This is a genomic window from Bacteroides sp. RCH18, assembly GCF_058231005.1.
The window spans coordinates 1,567,509-1,584,940 of record NZ_JBIPTC010000002.1; the positions used below are offsets into that span (position 1 = coordinate 1,567,509).

Here is a 17,432-nt window from a genome sequence, read left to right on the forward strand (position 1 = left end):
ATGTATTACACTATGAAATCAGTATGCGTAATCGCTGTTATTTTGCCGAAAAATCAAAAAACAAGTAGCAATATGAGTGAGAAGAACATTACATTTGAAGATTTACCCAAAGCAATGTCGTGGTTGATGGATAAATTGAATGAGCTGGATTCTAAAATAGATGGATTAAACAATCAGAATCAAAGCGTTCCAACCGAACAATGGATGAACCTTAAGGAATTGTGTGATTATATTCCCAGTCACCCGGCAGAGCAAACTGTATATGGCTGGACGAGTTGTCATCTAATCCCATTCCACAAAAGAGGGAAGCGTATCATGTTTCTAAAATCGGAAATTGACGAATGGCTCCATGCCGGCAAAATCAAATCTGATAAAAACTTGGAAGATGAAGCCGCCCAATTCATAAAGTCAAAAAGAAATACCAAATTCTAATGGATTCAACCAATTTATGCAATGCGCTCAGAATGGAATTTGAAGGAATCTTTGAAAACAAGATTCCTTTGGATGCTTTTCCTGCCAAAATTCAAGATATGATATTGGCTCTATCCCGACAAGAGAATTATTCCATAGAATATATGATGGCTTCTCTTTTGGTTGCAGTGTCAACCGCTATCGGCAACGCTGTCAATATTCGTATTCGTGGTGGATGGATTAGTAATCCTGCCCTTTATATGATATTGGTAGGTCGTCCCGGAATGGGCAAAACCCCACCTTTGGATTTTGCATTCCGTCCTATCCGAAAGCATGATGCCAAAATCATCAAACAATTTAAATTGGATATGGAGCATTATAATAGCTTGGTTGAAAACAATAAGGCTAAAAAAGACAAGTCCTCTTCATTGCCGGACAAACCAATTTTACGAAGAACCATCATATCCGATTTTACACCGGAAGCTTTAATGCGTGCGTTGGATGACAATCAGCGAGGTGTCGTGGTATATGTGGATGAAATTATGGGAATGTTTAATGCCGTGAATCAATATAGCAAAGGACAACTCATTGAGCAGCTATTGACAGCCTTTAGCGGAAAACCATTGGATATTTCAAGATGTAGCATCCCTGTACCTATTCATATAGAGCATCCTTTTATAAATATTGTCGGCACGATGCAAACGACACGTATGCACGAACTGATAGAGAAAGGATATAAAGACAATGGGCTGATAGACAGAATAATTTTTGTTTATCCATCGTCTCAGGAAATTTCAGATTGGGGGCTGGATGAAGAATCTTCCGTATCAACTTTTGGTAAATACTCATCAATGTGGGATTCTATTATAAATAAGGTAATTAGTTTGCCATTTATAGAGAATGAAGATGACAGAGCCATACATAATGTATTGGAATTTTCTTCGGAAGCCAAAGCCTATTTTACAAACTGGCGCAATAATGCAGTTCGGGCTGTTAATCAAATCCAAGATGATGGATTGGTGGATAGCAGAGTGATTAAAGCTCCCATGATTACGGCTCGTTTAGCTTTAGTCTTGCAAATCCTTCGTTGGGCTTGCGGTGAAGAACACAAGGATTTTGTGGATATTGACTCAACCAAATCTGCTATTGCATTGAGTGAATACTTTGAGAACTGTTATACCAACATTCAGAAATATATGTTGCGAGAGAGCGTTGAACCGCAAAAAAGAGAATTGCTTGATTGCCTTTCCGCAACTTTCACTACTGCCGATGCCATTCAAGCCGGAAAAGAAGTAGGGTTGTCGGAAAGGTCGGTAATGTATTCTTTGGTTAGCCTTGCTACGAATAAGGTTATCAAGAAAGTAAAGCGAGGTGAATATGAGAAGCTGCAATAAACGACACCTTTTGCAGTTTGCAGTTGTTGCAGTTTGCACTTTGCGCTGACATAGGATTTCTGCAAAACTGCAATAAGTGCAAACTGCACGGACTGCAATAACAAAATGAAGAAGTATGGCTGAATATAGATTTTCTCTTCAAAAATATAAGCGTGGGTCAAAACTTTCATGCCCGAAGTGTGGAAAGAAACAATGTTTTGTCAAGTACATAGATAGCCAAGGAGAAATAATTTTTCCTGATTATGTAGGCAGATGTGACCATGAGCAATCTTGCCAATACCATTACACTCCATCGGATTATTTTCATGATAACCCAATGGTAGTGGATTACAACAAAGATAACTTCATTGAAGCCGATAAGCCTAAGCCCAATTTACTGCCTCCAACCTCTTTTGTTGTCAATGAACTAATGAAACGTACTCTTACTAACTATGGTATGAATCCATTGTACATCTACCTGTCTGGGATGTTGGGTAAAGATGAGACTTCTCGGATATTCCAACTATATCATGTTGGCACATCAAAGAAGTGGGGCGGTTCTACTGTCTATTGGCAAATTGATTGGCAAGGTAATGTACGAACAGGGAAGATAATGTTGTATGATGCAGAAACAGGACATCGGACAAAAGAGCCAAGAAGTTATGTTAGTTGGGTACATACAGAACTGAATCTCCCAAACTACAATTTGAAGCAATGTTTGTTTGGCGAACATCTGTTATCTGAGAATCCGACCAAACCTGTTGCTATTGTGGAAAGCGAAAAATCCGCTTTGATAGCTACCCATTATATGCCGGAATTTATATGGTTGGCAACAGGTGGAATGCATGGATGCTTCAAGTCTGACGTGGTAAGTGTATTGAAAGGTCGGTCGGTTATGCTATGCCCGGATTTGGGTGCAAGAGAGGTTTGGCAAACCAAGATGGCTTTACTCACTTCCGTATGTTCTAAAGTTGTATTGAGTGATAGTTTGGAACAATGCGCCACAGACGAACAGCGCAAGAACGGACTTGATATTGCGGATTTCTTATTGATGACTGAAACACCTGCGATGATACTTCAAAAGATGATAAAGCGAAATCCAAACCTACAAACTTTGATTGACTGCTTGCATTTGGAACTGGTGGATTCCGGTTAGTGATGTGTTTATGGAGAAGCCAAACTAAGGGGAAAGTAAAACTATTGATTATCCAAATGGATATAGGTGACAATAGCCACTCTTAAAGTTGACAGACAAATGGCATAGTTCGGACAAAGACAATGCTTACATTAAGGTATGTAATGCCCCATTTTTAATGGGTATTCTATGCAAGAAGTACCACCGTCCGACAAAATGGTTTCACTCATTTGTCGTCTTGGAGGCTTCTTGCATTACTCGCAGGCTCGCAATGGATAGAACATTTTATTAATAAATTCCAGTTATAAACGCTTATGGATATACAACAAAACAATGGAAAACAGGGTGTTCGTACTCGTCATATAGACATTCGTCTGACTGAAAATGAGTATGAAATGATAGTAGAAAAAGCTGCCGAATGTGGACTGACACTTAGTAACTACGGACGAAAATTATTGCAAAATCACCATCCAAACAAACGACTTTCAGACGAGGAAGTACAAGGATTGAACTCTTTATCGGATGCACGAGCCGACCTTATCCGCATTCAGAATGTACTCAAAGGTAAACCTGATGAGATTAAAAAACGATATTTCCGAGATGAGAATTATATGCGTGCTTGGATAGAGGCAGTAAATAGGCTTATTGTTCGATGGGGACAAATACGAGACAGTATAAATCAAATTTGAAATTATGATAGCACAAGGAAAGGCAATTTCTCATGGAGCAAGAGCCATTGAGTATTCTATGGAAAAAGATAAAGCCCAGCTCGTTAAGGTGCATGACTTGCCAGAAAATATAGAACCTTTGGCTATGTGGTCACGGATGATGCAACACCAGCATCAATGTATGAAAGACAGATATAATCCGAAGCCCATAAAGCTGAACGCACTGCGCTTTGAAATATCTCCAGCCAAAGAAGAATCGGCAGGATGGACAATGACGGATTGGCAGAATTTGGCGGATGAGTTTATTGCAGTACTTGACGGCATTGACCGAAGATGTGGCAAACCAGATAGTCATCTTAAACCGACCAATATCAAAAATAGCCAGTATGTTGTTTCGTTACACACCGACAGCAAAAGTGGCATCCCTCACTTGCATATTGTAGCTAACCGCATAGACAATATGGGCAAGACAAACGATGCGCATTATATTGGTGAACGTGCCGTTCATGCTGCCAACATCATCAATGAGAGACGTGGCTGGGTGCAATCCGTGCAACGTCGTGATGAGAATATTCAGCAAATCAGTGAAGACTGCATCGCAATATTGAAAGCTATGCCAGAATTTGATTGGGAAACTTATAGCCAAATGTTAAACGCTAAGGGGTACGATATTAAGTTGATAAAGGACGATAAGGAAGTGGTCAAAGGGTACGCTATACGAAAAGGGAACTCTATTTATAAATCCTCGATATTGGGTAAAAGTCGAAAATTGATGCCATCAAAAATTGAAGCGACTTGGGTGGGATTACATGCTTCTGATAAACAAACTGCAATTCAGTCAAAGGAAGTATGTACTCAAACGATGGCGCATAATAATAAAGAGGTGATGCCACAATCAAAGCCTTCTATTTACCACTATTCCATAACAGTGGATGGAGAACAACTCGAGGTTGATATACCAGATATGGTTAAGTCTGTCTTTGACGAAGAGTTTGGAAGCCTTGATGAAGAAGTCAAACAGACCAATTTATTCAAAGTTGCCGCCTTACTATTTGCCGGATATTTGGATGCAGCCACTTCTATGGCGGCTTCAAGCGGAGGTGGTGGCAGTCCCGGTAGCGGATGGGGTAAAGATAAGGACGATGATGAGCGTAACTGGGCTGTTCGTTGTGCAAAAATGGCAAAATGGCTCTGCAAACCGATTAAACGTAGCAGGGGTAGATAGTATTTCATTTATAATCACATATAACCATGCGTAAAAGTAAATATGACCAATCTTCTTTGCCTGTGCAGGATAGCAAGAGCATAGATAGTGATGATAACATTAGCAAAATTGAAAATCGTGTTGATTTTGAAACCGAGCTTGTAAATCTCACGAATCAGATTAAGGACATCAAAGATGTTATCCAAGAATTGAAACAGATAAAAGCATTTGTAGATGCTTCAGTGTTAACTTTTGAAGAATCAGCACAGGTTCTTAATGCTGCAGTGAAAACATCCGACAATATCCCTGATACTATTAGCCGTGCAATTATTCAGGCAGAGAATACTGTTGTAAATGTCAAACTTAGCGATGAAGACAAGTCTATTCTTACAGAATATCGCAATAAATTGATTGAAGAAGAAAAATCTTTATTTGAGAAGCAGATAACAGAATTGAAGACACTTCATACGAATCACTGGAAAGAAGTCCATAAATGTGTGAAATCTGAAACTTCGTTTTCTCTTAATGGCAAAATAGCCAAATGTGCCGTTGTCGGATTCTGGATATTGTATGCGTATTTCTGTTTGACATTGGGAGGATTGATAATCTATATGAAGTTCTTTTAAGGAATTGGAAGGATGGATTGACCAACCTTCCAAATACATCACCATGTTATGACCTTATCAACAATCTCTTGTTGTTCGGCACTGCTACGCCTCAAATAAATACGAGTTGTTTCAATACTTTCATGTCCCATCAGGTCAGCAAGTAGAGAAATATCGTTGAACTTCTCCAAGAAATTTTTAGCAAAGCGATGACGGAATGAATGGGGGTAAACCACTTTCTCATTCAATCCGTATTTGGCTGCGTAGTTTTTCAACTGTTGCGCAATCCCTCTTGTAGTGATACGCTCACCAAAGCGATTAAGAAAAAGATAGCCGGTGGTACGATTGACTTTGCTAAGCCATTCTGTGGCTTCCTTGCGCAAGGACTTCGGAATATAAATACGACGTATTTTGCCACCTTTGGTGTAGATGTCAAAATAACCCATCTGCACGTGTTCAGCCTTCATTTGGATTAGTTCACTGACTCTTGCTCCTGTTGCTGCGAGGAAACGAACTACGAAATACCATTCTTGGTTTTCCTCCTTTTTTAGTTTGTTTTTTAGAAAAGCGTAGTCGGCATTACTGATTACATTTTCCAAGTAACTCCGCTGCTGCACTTTGACGGATTTTAATCTCAAACGAGATTTTCCCATGCTATCAAGATACTTGTTCATTGCCTGAATACGAAGATTCACTGTCTTAGGCTTGAATTTCTCAATGAGATAGGTTTTATACACAAGCAAATTGCGCTTGTTCAATTCTTTGTGCCGGGAATAATACTCTTTTACGGCATAGAGATAAGCTGCAATTGTGTTCTCCGCCATATTCCCTTGACGAAGATACGTTTCAAAATTTTCAATGTTCATGTCAGATACATTATTAGTTAAACAATTCGTTATCATAATAATGTATGGTATTGCCTAATTCATTGAGTTCCTATTATGAGAAGTTTCTCGCTACGGGAGAGGTGAAGTGCATTGATGACGAGATTCCGTTTGAGATTCCTAAAGGGTGGGAATGGTGCAGATTGAAGCATATGTGTTCTATGCAGGCTGGGAAAAATATATCAGCTTCAGAAATTTATGATAAAAAGTCAGTTCTTCACCCATATAGATGTGTCGGTGGAAATGGACTACGAGGGTTTACAAACACATTCAATGCAGAAGGACATTTTGCTATTATTGGCAGGCAAGGAGCATTATGTGGATGCCTTAATATAGAAAGTGGGAAATTCTATGCCACAGAACACGCTGTAGTTGTGAATGGCTTTGGTATAATTCCATCGTTGTTCATCTATTACTTTTTTACGGCATTGAACTTAAATCAATATGCAACCGCAACAGCTCAACCCGGTTTGGCTGTATCCAATATAGTTGAAGTATTTATACCTTTACCTCCGCTTCCTGAGCAACTACGCATAGTCTCAAAAATAGAAAAACTACTTCCGTTAGTCAAAACTTATGAACAAGCACAGAATGGACTTAACGAACTTAATGCCTCACTTAACGAGCAATTACGTAAATCGATTCTGCAAGAAGCAATACAAGGTAAACTTGTACCTCAATGTTCAGACGAAGGTACAGCCCAAGAATTGCTCGAACAGATAAAATTAGAGAAGCAGAAACTCATCAAAGATGGCAAATTAAAAAAGTCTGCCTTAACTGATTCTGTCATCTTCAAAGGTGACGATAACAAGTATTATGAGCAGGTAGGCAATGAGAACATTGATATAACAGAAGAAATACCTTTTGATTTACCTGAAAACTGGACTTGGGTTAGATTTGGTCAATACGTAAGAATGTCTATCGGAAAGACACCACCGCGAGGGGAAACCAAGTATTGGGCAAATGGTAAATATCCTTGGGTTTCTATTTCAGATATGTCTGATTATGGATTGGTTACAACGACAAAAGAATCTGTTTCAGAATATGCCAAAAGTTTATTTGGAGAAATATCTCCTGTCGGAACTTTAATAATGAGTTTTAAGTTAACGGTAGGCAGGACTTCTCTTCTAAATACTTCGGCATATCATAATGAAGCAATTATATCCATATATCCTTTTGTAGATAAAAATTATCAAGCAAGGAATTTTCTGTTTCACATTTTGCCGATTATATCTAATCTTGGAGATACCAAAGATGCCATAAAAGGTAAAACACTAAATTCTAAGAGTTTGAACAATCTTTTATTACCACTTCCGCCTCTTAATGAACAAGGGCGAATAGTGGCTATGATAGAATTATTATTTGATAAGTTGAAATAAATTATTTATTTGACAAGTTATACGTTGCTGTTCAGACAATGGCGGAATACCGATTGGTAGCTTGTAGAATAAATCCTTATTGAGGTGCGGAATTGCTGCACCTCTTTTTGAATTTCTCAATGCCTCTTTATAGAACAAGATGAAAGCCAAAATACAAGGCTTCCACATAACCGAAGAAAGCCATAGCTGTTTGAATGTGCTTCCCATATATCCATCTTGTGGAATAGAAAAAACTTCACCTGAATTTTCACCATCCACAAGAATGATATTATCTCCAGCATAGACAAATCTGCCTTTTTCTATAATGGTTGCAGATGATTTTCCACGTAGGAACTTTGCATCAAGGCAAATGCCCTTTCCGTTTCTTTTTTCACCGTCTGTTAGTTGGCATATATCTTTCAAGCGTAACACAATCCAGCTATTGGGATATTCAAAAGGAAGTTCAACTTCAACGATTTGCTCATTTATCCTCTCATAATACTTGTTACAGTTTTAATCTTTTCAACAATTCGAGTTTGTTCCTTTAAAGGGGGAACAGGGATTAAGTATCTGTTCAATCGCACCATTGTCAAGGTTGCTACTGTAGTTCCATCAGACTCTGATAAATATTGGTTTGCAAAAGCAGACGATTCAAAAAATAATTTCAAATAATACGGATTCAAGCGAAAAGGATTACCTATACATAAAACACTACCGTCCTTGTAATAGAAAGGATTGTTTGTTTCAACAACATAAGTTTTACCAAGTGTCCCAACTGCCGTCATCATTAGGTCTCCAATTTGCGGAACTCCGCTTTTAGAGAACTCATCGTATAATGATTGTTCTATAAACAAATCGTTATCAACATGACCCCAATCAGCCATTTTACCAATTTCTCTTGCTCGATAAAATGGAATTCCAGAAGAACGCCAATCTCTTTCGTGTACTCTTCGAGCAGACCAAATATTTAAGACACTTCCTATTCTACACCATTTCCAATCATCAGGTATTTCAAATGGTATTTCATCAGTAATATCCTGCTCTGTTTTACCAACCTTCTCGAAGTACTTGTTATCGTCACCACGGAAGATAATGGAATCGGTTAAAGCAGACTTTTTAAGTTTGCCTTCTTTGACAAGTTGCAATTTCTCTTGCCGTATTTGTTCAAGTAATTCTTGGGCTGTACCTTCCTCTGCAATCTGTGGAACTAATTTACCTTGTATTGCCTCTTGAAGAATGGACTTTTTTAAACTATGCCATATTTCTTTATTTATTTGGTTGAGTCTATTTTGACTATTTCCATATTGATAAATATATGGGTATAACTGATTTAATTTTGTAACAATGCGAAGTTGTTCTTCTTGTGGTGGAATAGGTAACAAGCAGTGCTTAATAATGAGTTGATTTATGTTGGAATCTTTTCTTGAACCTGCTGCAAAATCCATCCAAAATGGTCTTTGATATTCAATAAAAGTATGGATGTAATCCATATTACAAAATCCATTAGGCTGGATGGCACATACAGATTGGTTTATAGTTGTATCAAAATGCAAGATACAGTGTTTGCCTATTGTCCCAGCACCACCATACATTGCAACACACACTGAGGTTTGGGGTAAAATAGAAAGATTGTAGTCTATAATTGCTTTCGAGGTTATTTGTATTTCGGTTTTGTTCAAAATTCCATTGTTCAAGTCTGTTGTACGTACCCAATTGATATTGCCATTTTTATAATAATCTGGATTCCTACTTAATGGCGTAGAACCACTTGTTGTTTCAAAAATATTTCCAATTCTTTCCCATTGCCACCCATTTGGAATCTCAAACGGAATCTCCTCATCGATGCACTTCACCTCTCCGGTAGCGAGAAACTTCTCATAATAGGAATTATCGTCACCACGGTAAATGATAGATTCGTTTTTGTCTTTTTTGATTTTCTTTTCCTTGACCAGTCGGGCTTTTTCAGCTCTGATACGTTCAAGAAGTACCGATGCCGGTTCGTCATTAGGGTCTTGCGGTACAAGTTTTCCCTGTATCGCCCACTGGAGTATGCTGTTTTTTAATTGTTTTCCGTTCATCTTATTCTAACTGATTTAGAAGTTTTCGTCTTTTTGTTTTTCATTCAGATAGAACTGATATAACTTTTTCCCTATCTTATCTTTTTTGAAAGTACGTTCATGATTCATAGGAGTCATAGACAAACGAATTTTTGCCACACCTTCATTCAAAATTTCAAACTGCTGTGGAGTAATTCTAAATTGAGCAGTAGAACTAATTTCTGTGATTGGTATTACAATATTTCCACTTATAACACCAGCAGATTGACTTCCATTCCCAATCACAGTTCCTCTTAGTTCAAGATATTTACCTGTGAATGTTCTAATTTTCATGGTTGGTTTAGTGAGGAAATTCATTCTGTCTGAACGTACTGTGGCTACTATAGAATAAATGGTGTCTTGCTTAGCCACACTGTATTTCATATTGCAACCTTCAGCTGCGAGTGCTTTATAAGTATAACCTACTGTTTGTGCTTTAGCGTTAATTCCTAAAATAATACAGAACAGTAATAAGATAATTTTTATAGTTTTCATATTTAATCTTTTTCGTAATCCTCCCCTTGTATTCCTAACTCTCCTTTGCTCATGGCATTGGCAATATCTATTTTCAGTTCTTCGTCATAATCTTTACTTGTCAAAAAGCTATTGACGATGCGTAGCAGCAAATCTTGGTTGATATTCGATGCTGCCACATGATAAATGATAGATTCCAATGTACGCATACAGATGCAAGCGTGCCAGTAGTAATTATTCTTGTGTAAGAAGTAAGCTCCCAAAGTCAGCGCAATACGCTTATTCCCATCATTGAAGAAATGCCCAGAACAGAATCTATACATCAGATAGGTCAGTTTCTCTGCAAAGGTTGGATAGTATAAATCATTTTGTACAAAATCCAATGTAGCACGAATGCCACCTTCATCACGCACTCCTTCAAAGCCACCATCGCTAGCATCAATCATTTTGCCATAGACGGTTAAGGCTTCATCGTAGTCTATATAAACAATTTCCTCACTCATCTTCTGCCTGCTTTAAGCGTTTAAGCACATCTTTATTGTCCGCTAAGATACGGTCAAAATCAATAGACTGGTCACCGATGAATCGTTCAAACTCTTCAGGAGTAACAGCTTGCAGATAATCTGCTATATTACCATGATACGCATCCCGGAAACTGAAATCCCTTGAAGCCATTTTGGTTCTGGCATCATTTAAATAAGGTTTCTGCATCGGATGTTCGGCAAGTTCATTCACAATGCGCTCTACCTCGTCAATGGTAAGTAACCTGCCACCATTTTCTTTAAACCGTTCACTGAGAGCTGCCCCCACACCGTTTTCAAAAGAAGAAATAACCAATAAAACCTCTGAATACAGCGTGTGTCGAACATTGTCTTTGGAATCCAACTTCAATACTTCCCGATACTCCTTAGCATTCTCCTTGAATACAGCCTTATATATAAAGTCTGTAATTTGAGGATATTTGTATGTGGGATGTCCGTCCACATATTGATTGATGGCAGAAGTGAGATTCTTGCGATAGTTTTCTTCTGTGATTGCAGCAGGAAGATAATGTACATCTCTGCGGTTTATGTATTTTGTTCCGCCACCCGTCTTTTCATTGATGGTGGTAATCACGAAATCCAAGATAAGGCTACGTACTTTTTTTGCTTTCTCACTCTCTGTAAGCAACATACCCATATCCAAGAATGAGCGGAAATTAAACAATCCAAGTTGGGTCGTTTTGCTCCCGACATTTATGACGGGAGCAAATTGTAACTTTAACTCTTTCAGATGTTTACCTTTACATAAAACATAACCGTTAGCTGCTAATTCATCTGAATGTTTTTCCAAATAGCGTTCTATGGTTCGTTCTTCTACTTCGTAGAAATCGGCAACCATTTTTTTTGTAAAGCGATACTCTCCCTCAAAGAGCATTCCTTCAATGTCAAGATGCTCCTGTACTTTGCTGACCGCAAAACGGTTGTTAAGTACATTTTGTCTTTCTATGTTTGAGATGGTCAAATCTTTCATATCACTTCACAATTATCAGTTACACGATTTTATGTCAATGCCGAGAATCTTTTGAATTTCGGAAAGCGTTTTGTCTATTTCATGGTCGAGCGCAGCACGTTTTTCAAAATATTGTTTGAGCAGTTCTGCTGGAGGGAGTATTTCTTCTTCCTCTTTCGGGAACTTACATTGATCAAAATTGCAATCCAAGTCTATCAATTGTTGGGCAGTGAACACACGGCTCTTTTCACCCACTTCGTCACTGATAATTTCTTTCCTGTCTTTCCACCATTCCTGAATAGGTAGGGTATGCTCCACCTTCATTGGTTTGGTCTTTGAGAAGTGTTTGTACCCTTCCGGCATATCAAGACGATAGAACCATGTTTCTTTGGTCTTGAATCCTTCTTCGCAACCTTCGGCTTCTTCATTATTAAAGAAAAGGATGTTGGTTGCAATAGATGTGTATGGAGAGAATATAGAACCCGGCAAACGGATGATTGTATGTAGATTGAACTTGCGAAGGAGATTTTCTTTAAGTGCAAGTTTTGCTCCATCCGTACCAAATAAGAAACCATCAGGGATAATCACACCGCACCGTCCACCAGCTTTGAGGCGATACATGATAAGGGCGATAAACAAATCCGCAGTTTCACTTGAACGATACTGTACTGGGAAGTTGCTTTTTACGCTGTCTTCCGTGCTACCACCATACGGAGGATTCATGCCGATAACATCAACCTTGTCGCTTTCCTTGAAATCAGTAACATTCGTTCCAAGCGAATCACAGTTGGTTATGTTGGGAGCTTCAATATCATGGAGCAGCAGGTTTGTGATGCTCAAAAGGTAGGGCAACGGTTTCCATTCCTGACCTACAACGGCATTTTGCAGTTTTTCTCCATCTGCCGCAGAGCCAATATTCCTGCCCATATATTTAAGTGCCGAGGTGAGGAAGCCTCCCGTTCCACTGGTGAAGTCGCCAAAGGTTTCGCCCAATTTCGGGTCGAGCATCATCACAATAAAATCAGTCAATGCACGTGGTGTGTAGAACTCTCCGGCATTTCCTGCCGATTGCAGATCTTTCAAAATTCCCTCATAAATATCTCCGAATGTGTGACGGTCGTCAGCATCGTCAAATTCGATTTCGTTTACAATGTTGACCACTTGGCGCAGAAGCGTTCCATTCTTCATATACTGGTTCAAGTCTGCAAATGTTTCTTGAACAATGCTTTTAGCTCTTGGGGTATTGGCATCTATCGGGAGATTCTTCAAGGTAGGAAACAGTTTCTCATTGACGAAAGAGAGTAGGGCTTCTCCAGTCAATGCTTCACCGTCTTTTTTATCTATTGCCCAGTTACGCCAACGCAAATCCTCGGGGATAATGGACTTGTATTTCTCATCTTTCCATTCCCATGTTTCTTCTTGTGTGTCATAGACTTTCAAGAAGAACATCCAAGTCATCTGTTCAATTCTTTGTGCGTCACCATTGATACCTGCGTCTTGACGCATGATATTCTGGATTCGCTTTATGATATTATTTACTGCCATTTTTAAGCTGATTTATATATTTGATATTCCAATTCTCTGATGGCTTGTTCAAAAGCGACTTTGCCACCAAATAGTTTTATGATTTTAGTTGGTTTCCCTATGCTGTTGAATGGAGGAATCTCCAAAATATTTGCCTTTTCAAAGTCAAGAATACCATTCTCCGCATATTTGTCAAGAAGAGCCTCCAATACTTCACGAGCCTTGCCTTCGTACTTTCCGAAGTAGTTACGTTTCTTTACATTGTTAGCCCTTTCTTTCCTCGTCAATGGTGGTTGGTCAAATGCAACGTGACATATCACATCGAAGATATCGGCATCTTTCAATGCCGGATTTGCTTCACGTACTGCGTCTATCAAGATGGCATATTCCTTTAACTCATCCATAACCGCCTGTTTGCGTTCTGCTTCAGTCCACGTTTGTACGAAATCATCCAAACTTTGATAGTGTCGCAACAGTTGCTTTCTCGCAAAGGACTGAACGCTTTCCGTTCTCATGGTTTTGCCATCCTCTCCCAAAACAGATACTATCTCATGAGCAATACGAATATCCTTTCCATTGATAAGATACTTTTCACGAGGTTCGTGAGCTGTTGGAGGATTTGAGGGAACAGGCGGATATGGCTTCGGCTTTTTTTCACCGCCTTTGGGTGGTTCAGGGTCGCCGTCAAATGACGGGTCTTTGAATTTTGCGGTAGCATTGCGGAAGTCGAGGATTTCCAGATGCCACTTGCCTTTGTCTTTTCTAAGTCGTGTGCCACGCCCGATGATTTGCTTAAATTCCGTCATAGAGCCAATTTCTTTATCAATGACGATTAAGCCACAAGTTTTGCAGTCCACTCCTGTAGATAGAAGTTCGGAGGTAGTAACAATTACCGGATAAGGTTCGTCAACACTGATAAAGTTGTCTAACTGCTTCTTCCCCTCTTTGTCCTCTCCGACAATGCGTGTTACGTAGTAAGGAGATTTTTTACATAAATCGCTATTCATGTTGATAAGCAGTGTTCGCATTTCGGCGGCTTCCTCAATATCTGAACAGAACACGATTGTCTTTGTCATACGACCGATGTCGTATAACATTTGGGTAATCCTGTGTGCTACTACTTTACGCCTTAACTTAATGGCAAGGTCACGACCTATATTCTGTCTTTGATATAATTTCTGTTCAATCTCCTTTCCTAACAAATCTATTTCACCTTCATCGGGAGTCCAGCCCTGCAAATCAACGTTGATGAAGTCGGCAGTAACCCGATATGGAGCCAAGAAACCATCTTGGATTCCTTGAAGAAGGGAATAGGTATATACCGGCTCTCCGAAATAATCCAAGTTGTTTGCTCCTTCATCAGCTTTCGGGGTAGCAGTCATACCGATTTGGGTAGCCGAGCTGAAATACTCCAATACTTTGCGCCATGCAGAATCGTCCTTTGCGCTACCACGATGGCACTCGTCAACGATAATCAAATCAAAGAAGTTTGGCTGCACCTCCAAAAACGGATCTGGCTTGCCCTCTTTTCCAACCAGTTGGTGGTATAACGCCATATATACCTCGTATGAGGAGTCAATTTTCTCTTCGCCTTCCCCAACAGAAGTTATCTTAGTCATAAACTTCTTGAAAGGTTTGAAGTCTTGCACCATTGTTTGGTCAATGAGGATATTTCGGTCTGCAAGATAAAGAATCTTTTTCTTTGCTCCGCTTTTATGGAGACGATGGATAATCTGGAAAGCAGTGAAAGTCTTACCAGTACCGGTAGCCATTACGACAAGTACACGCTGTTGTCCTCTTGCAATGGCTTCCACTGTACGGTCAACCGCTATACGTTGGTAATATCTTGGCTCATGGCTATGGGCATCATAATAAAACGGTGTTTCTATTATGTTAAGTTCATCCGATGTATAGTTCTTGGATGCAAGATAACGATTGTATAATTCCTCTTCTGTCGGGAAATTCTCTAATTTGATTTCGGTTTCTTTCCCTGTGATAAAGTCATGTTCCAAGAAAGCATCACCATTACTGGAGTACGCAAATTTCAAGTCAAGGATTTGGGCATAATCCATAGCTTGTTGAATACCACCCCCAACGGCATGTTTGTTATCTTTAGCTTCTACCACTGCAATGGGCTTACCATTATGGTATAATAGATAATCAGCCTTTTTGCCCTCTGCTACTGAATGTTGGTTGCCAACAACAAGTACTCGACCATCCGTGAAATAATACTCTTCACGCATATTTACGCTTACAGCCCAGCCCTTTTGTTGGAGTGCAGGGGTAATGAACAAGGTGCGTATCTCTTGTTCTTTGAGTTCTTTCTTGTTTACTTCCATGATAATAAATTGTTTTAAGATTTATTACTGCTAACAATCAAATCTTTCACATCAATATCAAGAACATTAGCTATATCATTAAGGGTTTTGAGGTCTGGTTGAACAGAATTACTACACCATTTACTCACAGTGCAATTGGATTTACCAATCTGTTCTGCAAGCCATTTTCCTGTTTTTTGTTGTTCTGCAAGTACGACTTTTAGTCTGTTCAAATTAGCCATGAGGTAAAACGTTTTAATTCAAGAGCAAATTTACACAAAATCTTTGGAATTGCAGTGAGAAAAGGGCGAAAATGCGCTGAATGGCTTAGTATAAAAGCGTTTATAACGCCAAACGGTGCCAATGGCAAAAATGGGGTAACGCAAAGAAAAGCGGAATATTGAAGAAGAACGGTCTCCAAATCATTACCCGCTGAAATGTGATTTTTAACACATGGCATTGAATGTGTCTCCGTATGGCTTCGATTGACTTACATGGTCTAACTCGTTGAGTAATAACTTTGCAGACAAAAACAGCGAGTATGGCAAGAAGCACATTCAAAGTGCTGTTCTACGTGAATGGCAGCAAGGAGAAAAACGGTATTGTCCCCATCATGGGACGAGTGACAATCAACGGGACTGTAGCGCAGTTCAGTTGTAAACGGAGCATCCCGAAAGACCTTTGGGACGTGAAGGGCAACAAGGCGAAAGGCAAAAGTGTGGAGGCACGGGACATCAACCATGCCCTTGACAACATCAAGGCGCAAATCATTAAGCACTACCAACGTATTTCCGACCGCGAAGCATTCGTAACTGCGGAAATGGTACGTAACGCCTATCAGGGAATCGGCAGCGAGTATGAAACATTGCTCAAAGCATTTGACCGTGAAAACGAGGTGTTCAAGAAACGTGTGGGCAAAGACAGGACAATAGCAACCTACCGTTCACGGGTGGTGGCAAGAAACCATGTGGCAGCTTTCATAAAGTCTTTTTACAGACGGACAGATATGTCCATGTTGGAGATTATCGCCTTCAACCGCATAGACAACAACGGCAATACCATATCCGACAAGCACGAGCGTCTACGCAACACCCGTATCTGCAAGGAACTTACCTTGAAATACGGCTTGCACATGGCAAACGGCAAGGAGAATGTCAAACGTAACCGACTGAAAGAGCCGGATAAGACAAAGTACGAGCTTTACGACATCCTTAAAACGGAGGTCGGCAGATGTGGAAACTGGAACATGCTTGTCGCCAATCTGAAACGGCAAGGAGCGGAAGTGCATTTCAGTCACAGAGGACAGACGGACGAAATACAGGGTGTGGTATTCTCCAAGAATGGCTACCATTTCAACGGCTCCAAGGTGGACAGGCGTTTCAGTTATTCCAAGATTGATGCTGCCTTACAGCGCAACAGGTATGGGGAACGTATGAATCTGATACCGAAAGTCTGTACAACAGATACGCCAAACGCAACTTCCGATACTGCAAGAGGTGAACTTGTCAGCGGTTCATTAGGATTGCTAAACGGTCACGGTTCATCCTGTAACGCCACCGATGCGGAAGCCAATCTGGAGATGGCGGAAATGTTGCGCAGGAAGAAGAAGCGAAAAAAAGGATTAAGACTATAAAGTCAGGATATTCTATTTCAATGAATAGGTCGTAATAATTCGCCTGTATTGAGATGATTTATTGCGGCTTTTTTGTAATTTTGCAAATGGATTGAGGCAACTCTTTCCAAGAAATATTAGAAAAGAAAGAAGTGTTATGCTCATCTTGTGCTTGAAAACGTAGGAAATTTTCAAATTGGATACAAGGATAGCATAGTGGTTCTCACGCTATAGCGTGGGCTGCTATTGTTGCATCTGTATCCAAGGTTTCCTACGACC

At 39.7% G+C, this 17,432-nt stretch carries 17 protein-coding genes; 8 read left to right on the forward strand and 9 right to left on the reverse strand.

Translation table 11 applies throughout. The features are described 5' to 3' along the window. The first annotated feature begins 72 nt into the window (after positions 1-72). The 6 genes from ACHLI0_RS21420 to ACHLI0_RS21445 all read left to right on the forward strand — a co-directional run bounded on the left by ACHLI0_RS21420 (position 73) and on the right by ACHLI0_RS21445 (position 5,417). Positions 73-432 carry a helix-turn-helix domain-containing protein gene (locus tag ACHLI0_RS21420; RefSeq protein WP_032945184.1) on the forward strand — a complete coding sequence of 120 codons (360 nt, stop codon included), beginning with the start codon at positions 73-75 and terminating at the stop codon, positions 430-432. Further along, a complete protein-coding gene (locus tag ACHLI0_RS21425; RefSeq protein ID WP_007563562.1) occupies positions 432-1,805 on the forward strand; it encodes a DUF3987 domain-containing protein in 1,374 nt (457 codons plus the stop codon). Before ACHLI0_RS21420 ends, ACHLI0_RS21425 begins: the two co-directional genes overlap by 1 nt. A gap of 115 nt (positions 1,806-1,920) precedes the next feature. After that, a complete protein-coding gene (locus ACHLI0_RS21430; RefSeq protein WP_057317161.1) occupies positions 1,921-2,940 on the forward strand; it encodes a DUF6371 domain-containing protein in 1,020 nt (339 codons plus the stop codon). A gap of 293 nt (positions 2,941-3,233) precedes the next feature. Then, complete coding sequence (locus ACHLI0_RS21435; protein WP_007563566.1) at positions 3,234-3,608, forward strand: plasmid mobilization protein; 375 nt, start codon at positions 3,234-3,236, stop codon at positions 3,606-3,608. A gap of 4 nt (positions 3,609-3,612) precedes the next feature. Further along, complete coding sequence (locus tag ACHLI0_RS21440; protein ID WP_007563568.1) at positions 3,613-4,812, forward strand: relaxase/mobilization nuclease domain-containing protein; 1,200 nt, start codon at positions 3,613-3,615, stop codon at positions 4,810-4,812. Positions 4,813-4,838: 26 nt separating this feature from the next. Continuing rightward, complete coding sequence (locus ACHLI0_RS21445; protein ID WP_007563569.1) at positions 4,839-5,417, forward strand: hypothetical protein; 579 nt, start codon at positions 4,839-4,841, stop codon at positions 5,415-5,417. 38 nt (positions 5,418-5,455) lie between these two features. Here ACHLI0_RS21445 and ACHLI0_RS21450 read toward each other — a convergent pair whose 3' ends face one another. Further along, complete coding sequence (locus tag ACHLI0_RS21450) at positions 5,456-6,262, reverse strand: tyrosine-type recombinase/integrase (RefSeq protein ID WP_007563571.1); 807 nt, start codon at positions 6,260-6,262, stop codon at positions 5,456-5,458. A gap of 44 nt (positions 6,263-6,306) precedes the next feature. On the opposite strand from ACHLI0_RS21450, the gene ACHLI0_RS21455 reads away from it, so the two are divergent. Then, positions 6,307-7,659, forward strand: coding sequence for a restriction endonuclease subunit S (locus ACHLI0_RS21455; RefSeq protein WP_117797123.1), 1,353 nt, complete (start codon positions 6,307-6,309; stop codon positions 7,657-7,659). Here ACHLI0_RS21455 and ACHLI0_RS21460 read toward each other — a convergent pair. From ACHLI0_RS21460 to ACHLI0_RS21495, 8 genes are read right to left on the reverse strand one after another with little or no spacing between them, the layout of a single operon-like run. Continuing rightward, on the reverse strand, positions 7,639-8,070 hold the full coding sequence (locus tag ACHLI0_RS21460; protein ID WP_081033151.1) for a restriction endonuclease subunit S: 432 nt from the start codon (positions 8,068-8,070) through the stop codon (positions 7,639-7,641). The two genes, ACHLI0_RS21455 and ACHLI0_RS21460, sit on opposite strands and share 21 nt — an antisense overlap. A 53-nt stretch (positions 8,071-8,123) precedes the next feature. Further along, positions 8,124-9,716 (reverse strand): restriction endonuclease subunit S, encoded by a 1,593-nt coding sequence (locus ACHLI0_RS21465; RefSeq protein WP_490749998.1) that lies wholly within the window; start codon positions 9,714-9,716, stop codon positions 8,124-8,126. Between the two features lie 15 nt (positions 9,717-9,731). After that, positions 9,732-10,229, reverse strand: coding sequence for a hypothetical protein (locus ACHLI0_RS21470; RefSeq protein ID WP_007563580.1), 498 nt, complete (start codon positions 10,227-10,229; stop codon positions 9,732-9,734). A 2-nt stretch (positions 10,230-10,231) separates the two neighbouring features. After that, the gene (locus ACHLI0_RS21475) at positions 10,232-10,711 is read right to left on the reverse strand and encodes a type II toxin-antitoxin system death-on-curing family toxin (RefSeq protein ID WP_057317158.1); all 480 of its coding nucleotides are present in this window, start codon (positions 10,709-10,711) and stop codon (positions 10,232-10,234) included. Beyond that, positions 10,704-11,720, reverse strand: a complete 1,017-nt coding sequence (locus ACHLI0_RS21480) for a hypothetical protein (protein ID WP_007563582.1) — start codon at positions 11,718-11,720, stop codon at positions 10,704-10,706. The genes ACHLI0_RS21475 and ACHLI0_RS21480 overlap by 8 nt, the downstream gene beginning before the upstream one ends. Before the next feature lie 15 nt (positions 11,721-11,735). After that, on the reverse strand, positions 11,736-13,244 hold the full coding sequence (locus ACHLI0_RS21485) for a class I SAM-dependent DNA methyltransferase (RefSeq protein ID WP_009038143.1): 1,509 nt from the start codon (positions 13,242-13,244) through the stop codon (positions 11,736-11,738). Positions 13,245-13,246: 2 nt separating this feature from the next. Beyond that, positions 13,247-15,562: an EcoAI/FtnUII family type I restriction enzme subunit R gene (hsdR, locus tag ACHLI0_RS21490; protein WP_009038144.1), complete on the reverse strand. Its 2,316-nt coding sequence runs from the start codon at positions 15,560-15,562 to the stop codon at positions 13,247-13,249. A 14-nt stretch (positions 15,563-15,576) separates the two neighbouring features. After that, positions 15,577-15,783, reverse strand: a complete 207-nt coding sequence (locus ACHLI0_RS21495; RefSeq protein WP_007563585.1) for a helix-turn-helix domain-containing protein — start codon at positions 15,781-15,783, stop codon at positions 15,577-15,579. 299 nt (positions 15,784-16,082) lie between these two features. Here ACHLI0_RS21495 and ACHLI0_RS21500 point away from each other — a divergent pair, with 299 nt between their 5' ends. Further along, positions 16,083-17,174 carry a hypothetical protein gene (locus ACHLI0_RS21500; RefSeq protein WP_490749999.1) on the forward strand — a complete coding sequence of 364 codons (1,092 nt, stop codon included), beginning with the start codon at positions 16,083-16,085 and terminating at the stop codon, positions 17,172-17,174. Positions 17,175-17,432 lie beyond the last annotated feature (258 nt).

Excerpts from the sequence above, each read along its gene's own strand:
- ACHLI0_RS21420 (WP_032945184.1), top strand. The coding sequence starts at position 73 with ATGAGTGAGAAGAACATTACATTTGAAGATTTACCCAAAGCAATGTCG.
- ACHLI0_RS21425 (WP_007563562.1), top strand. The coding sequence starts at position 432 with ATGGATTCAACCAATTTATGCAATGCGCTCAGAATGGAATTTGAAGGA.
- ACHLI0_RS21430 (WP_057317161.1), top strand. The coding sequence starts at position 1,921 with ATGGCTGAATATAGATTTTCTCTTCAAAAATATAAGCGTGGGTCAAAA.
- ACHLI0_RS21435 (WP_007563566.1), top strand. The coding sequence starts at position 3,234 with ATGGATATACAACAAAACAATGGAAAACAGGGTGTTCGTACTCGTCAT.
- ACHLI0_RS21440 (WP_007563568.1), top strand. The coding sequence starts at position 3,613 with ATGATAGCACAAGGAAAGGCAATTTCTCATGGAGCAAGAGCCATTGAG.
- ACHLI0_RS21445 (WP_007563569.1), top strand. The coding sequence starts at position 4,839 with ATGCGTAAAAGTAAATATGACCAATCTTCTTTGCCTGTGCAGGATAGC.
- ACHLI0_RS21450 (WP_007563571.1), bottom strand. The coding sequence starts at position 6,262 with ATGAACATTGAAAATTTTGAAACGTATCTTCGTCAAGGGAATATGGCG.
- ACHLI0_RS21455 (WP_117797123.1), top strand. The coding sequence starts at position 6,307 with ATGGTATTGCCTAATTCATTGAGTTCCTATTATGAGAAGTTTCTCGCT.
- ACHLI0_RS21465 (WP_490749998.1), bottom strand. The coding sequence starts at position 9,716 with ATGAACGGAAAACAATTAAAAAACAGCATACTCCAGTGGGCGATACAG.
- ACHLI0_RS21470 (WP_007563580.1), bottom strand. The coding sequence starts at position 10,229 with ATGAAAACTATAAAAATTATCTTATTACTGTTCTGTATTATTTTAGGA.
- ACHLI0_RS21475 (WP_057317158.1), bottom strand. The coding sequence starts at position 10,711 with ATGAGTGAGGAAATTGTTTATATAGACTACGATGAAGCCTTAACCGTC.
- ACHLI0_RS21480 (WP_007563582.1), bottom strand. The coding sequence starts at position 11,720 with ATGAAAGATTTGACCATCTCAAACATAGAAAGACAAAATGTACTTAAC.
- ACHLI0_RS21485 (WP_009038143.1), bottom strand. The coding sequence starts at position 13,244 with ATGGCAGTAAATAATATCATAAAGCGAATCCAGAATATCATGCGTCAA.
- hsdR (WP_009038144.1), bottom strand. The coding sequence starts at position 15,562 with ATGGAAGTAAACAAGAAAGAACTCAAAGAACAAGAGATACGCACCTTG.
- ACHLI0_RS21495 (WP_007563585.1), bottom strand. The coding sequence starts at position 15,783 with ATGGCTAATTTGAACAGACTAAAAGTCGTACTTGCAGAACAACAAAAA.
- ACHLI0_RS21500 (WP_490749999.1), top strand. The coding sequence starts at position 16,083 with ATGGCAAGAAGCACATTCAAAGTGCTGTTCTACGTGAATGGCAGCAAG.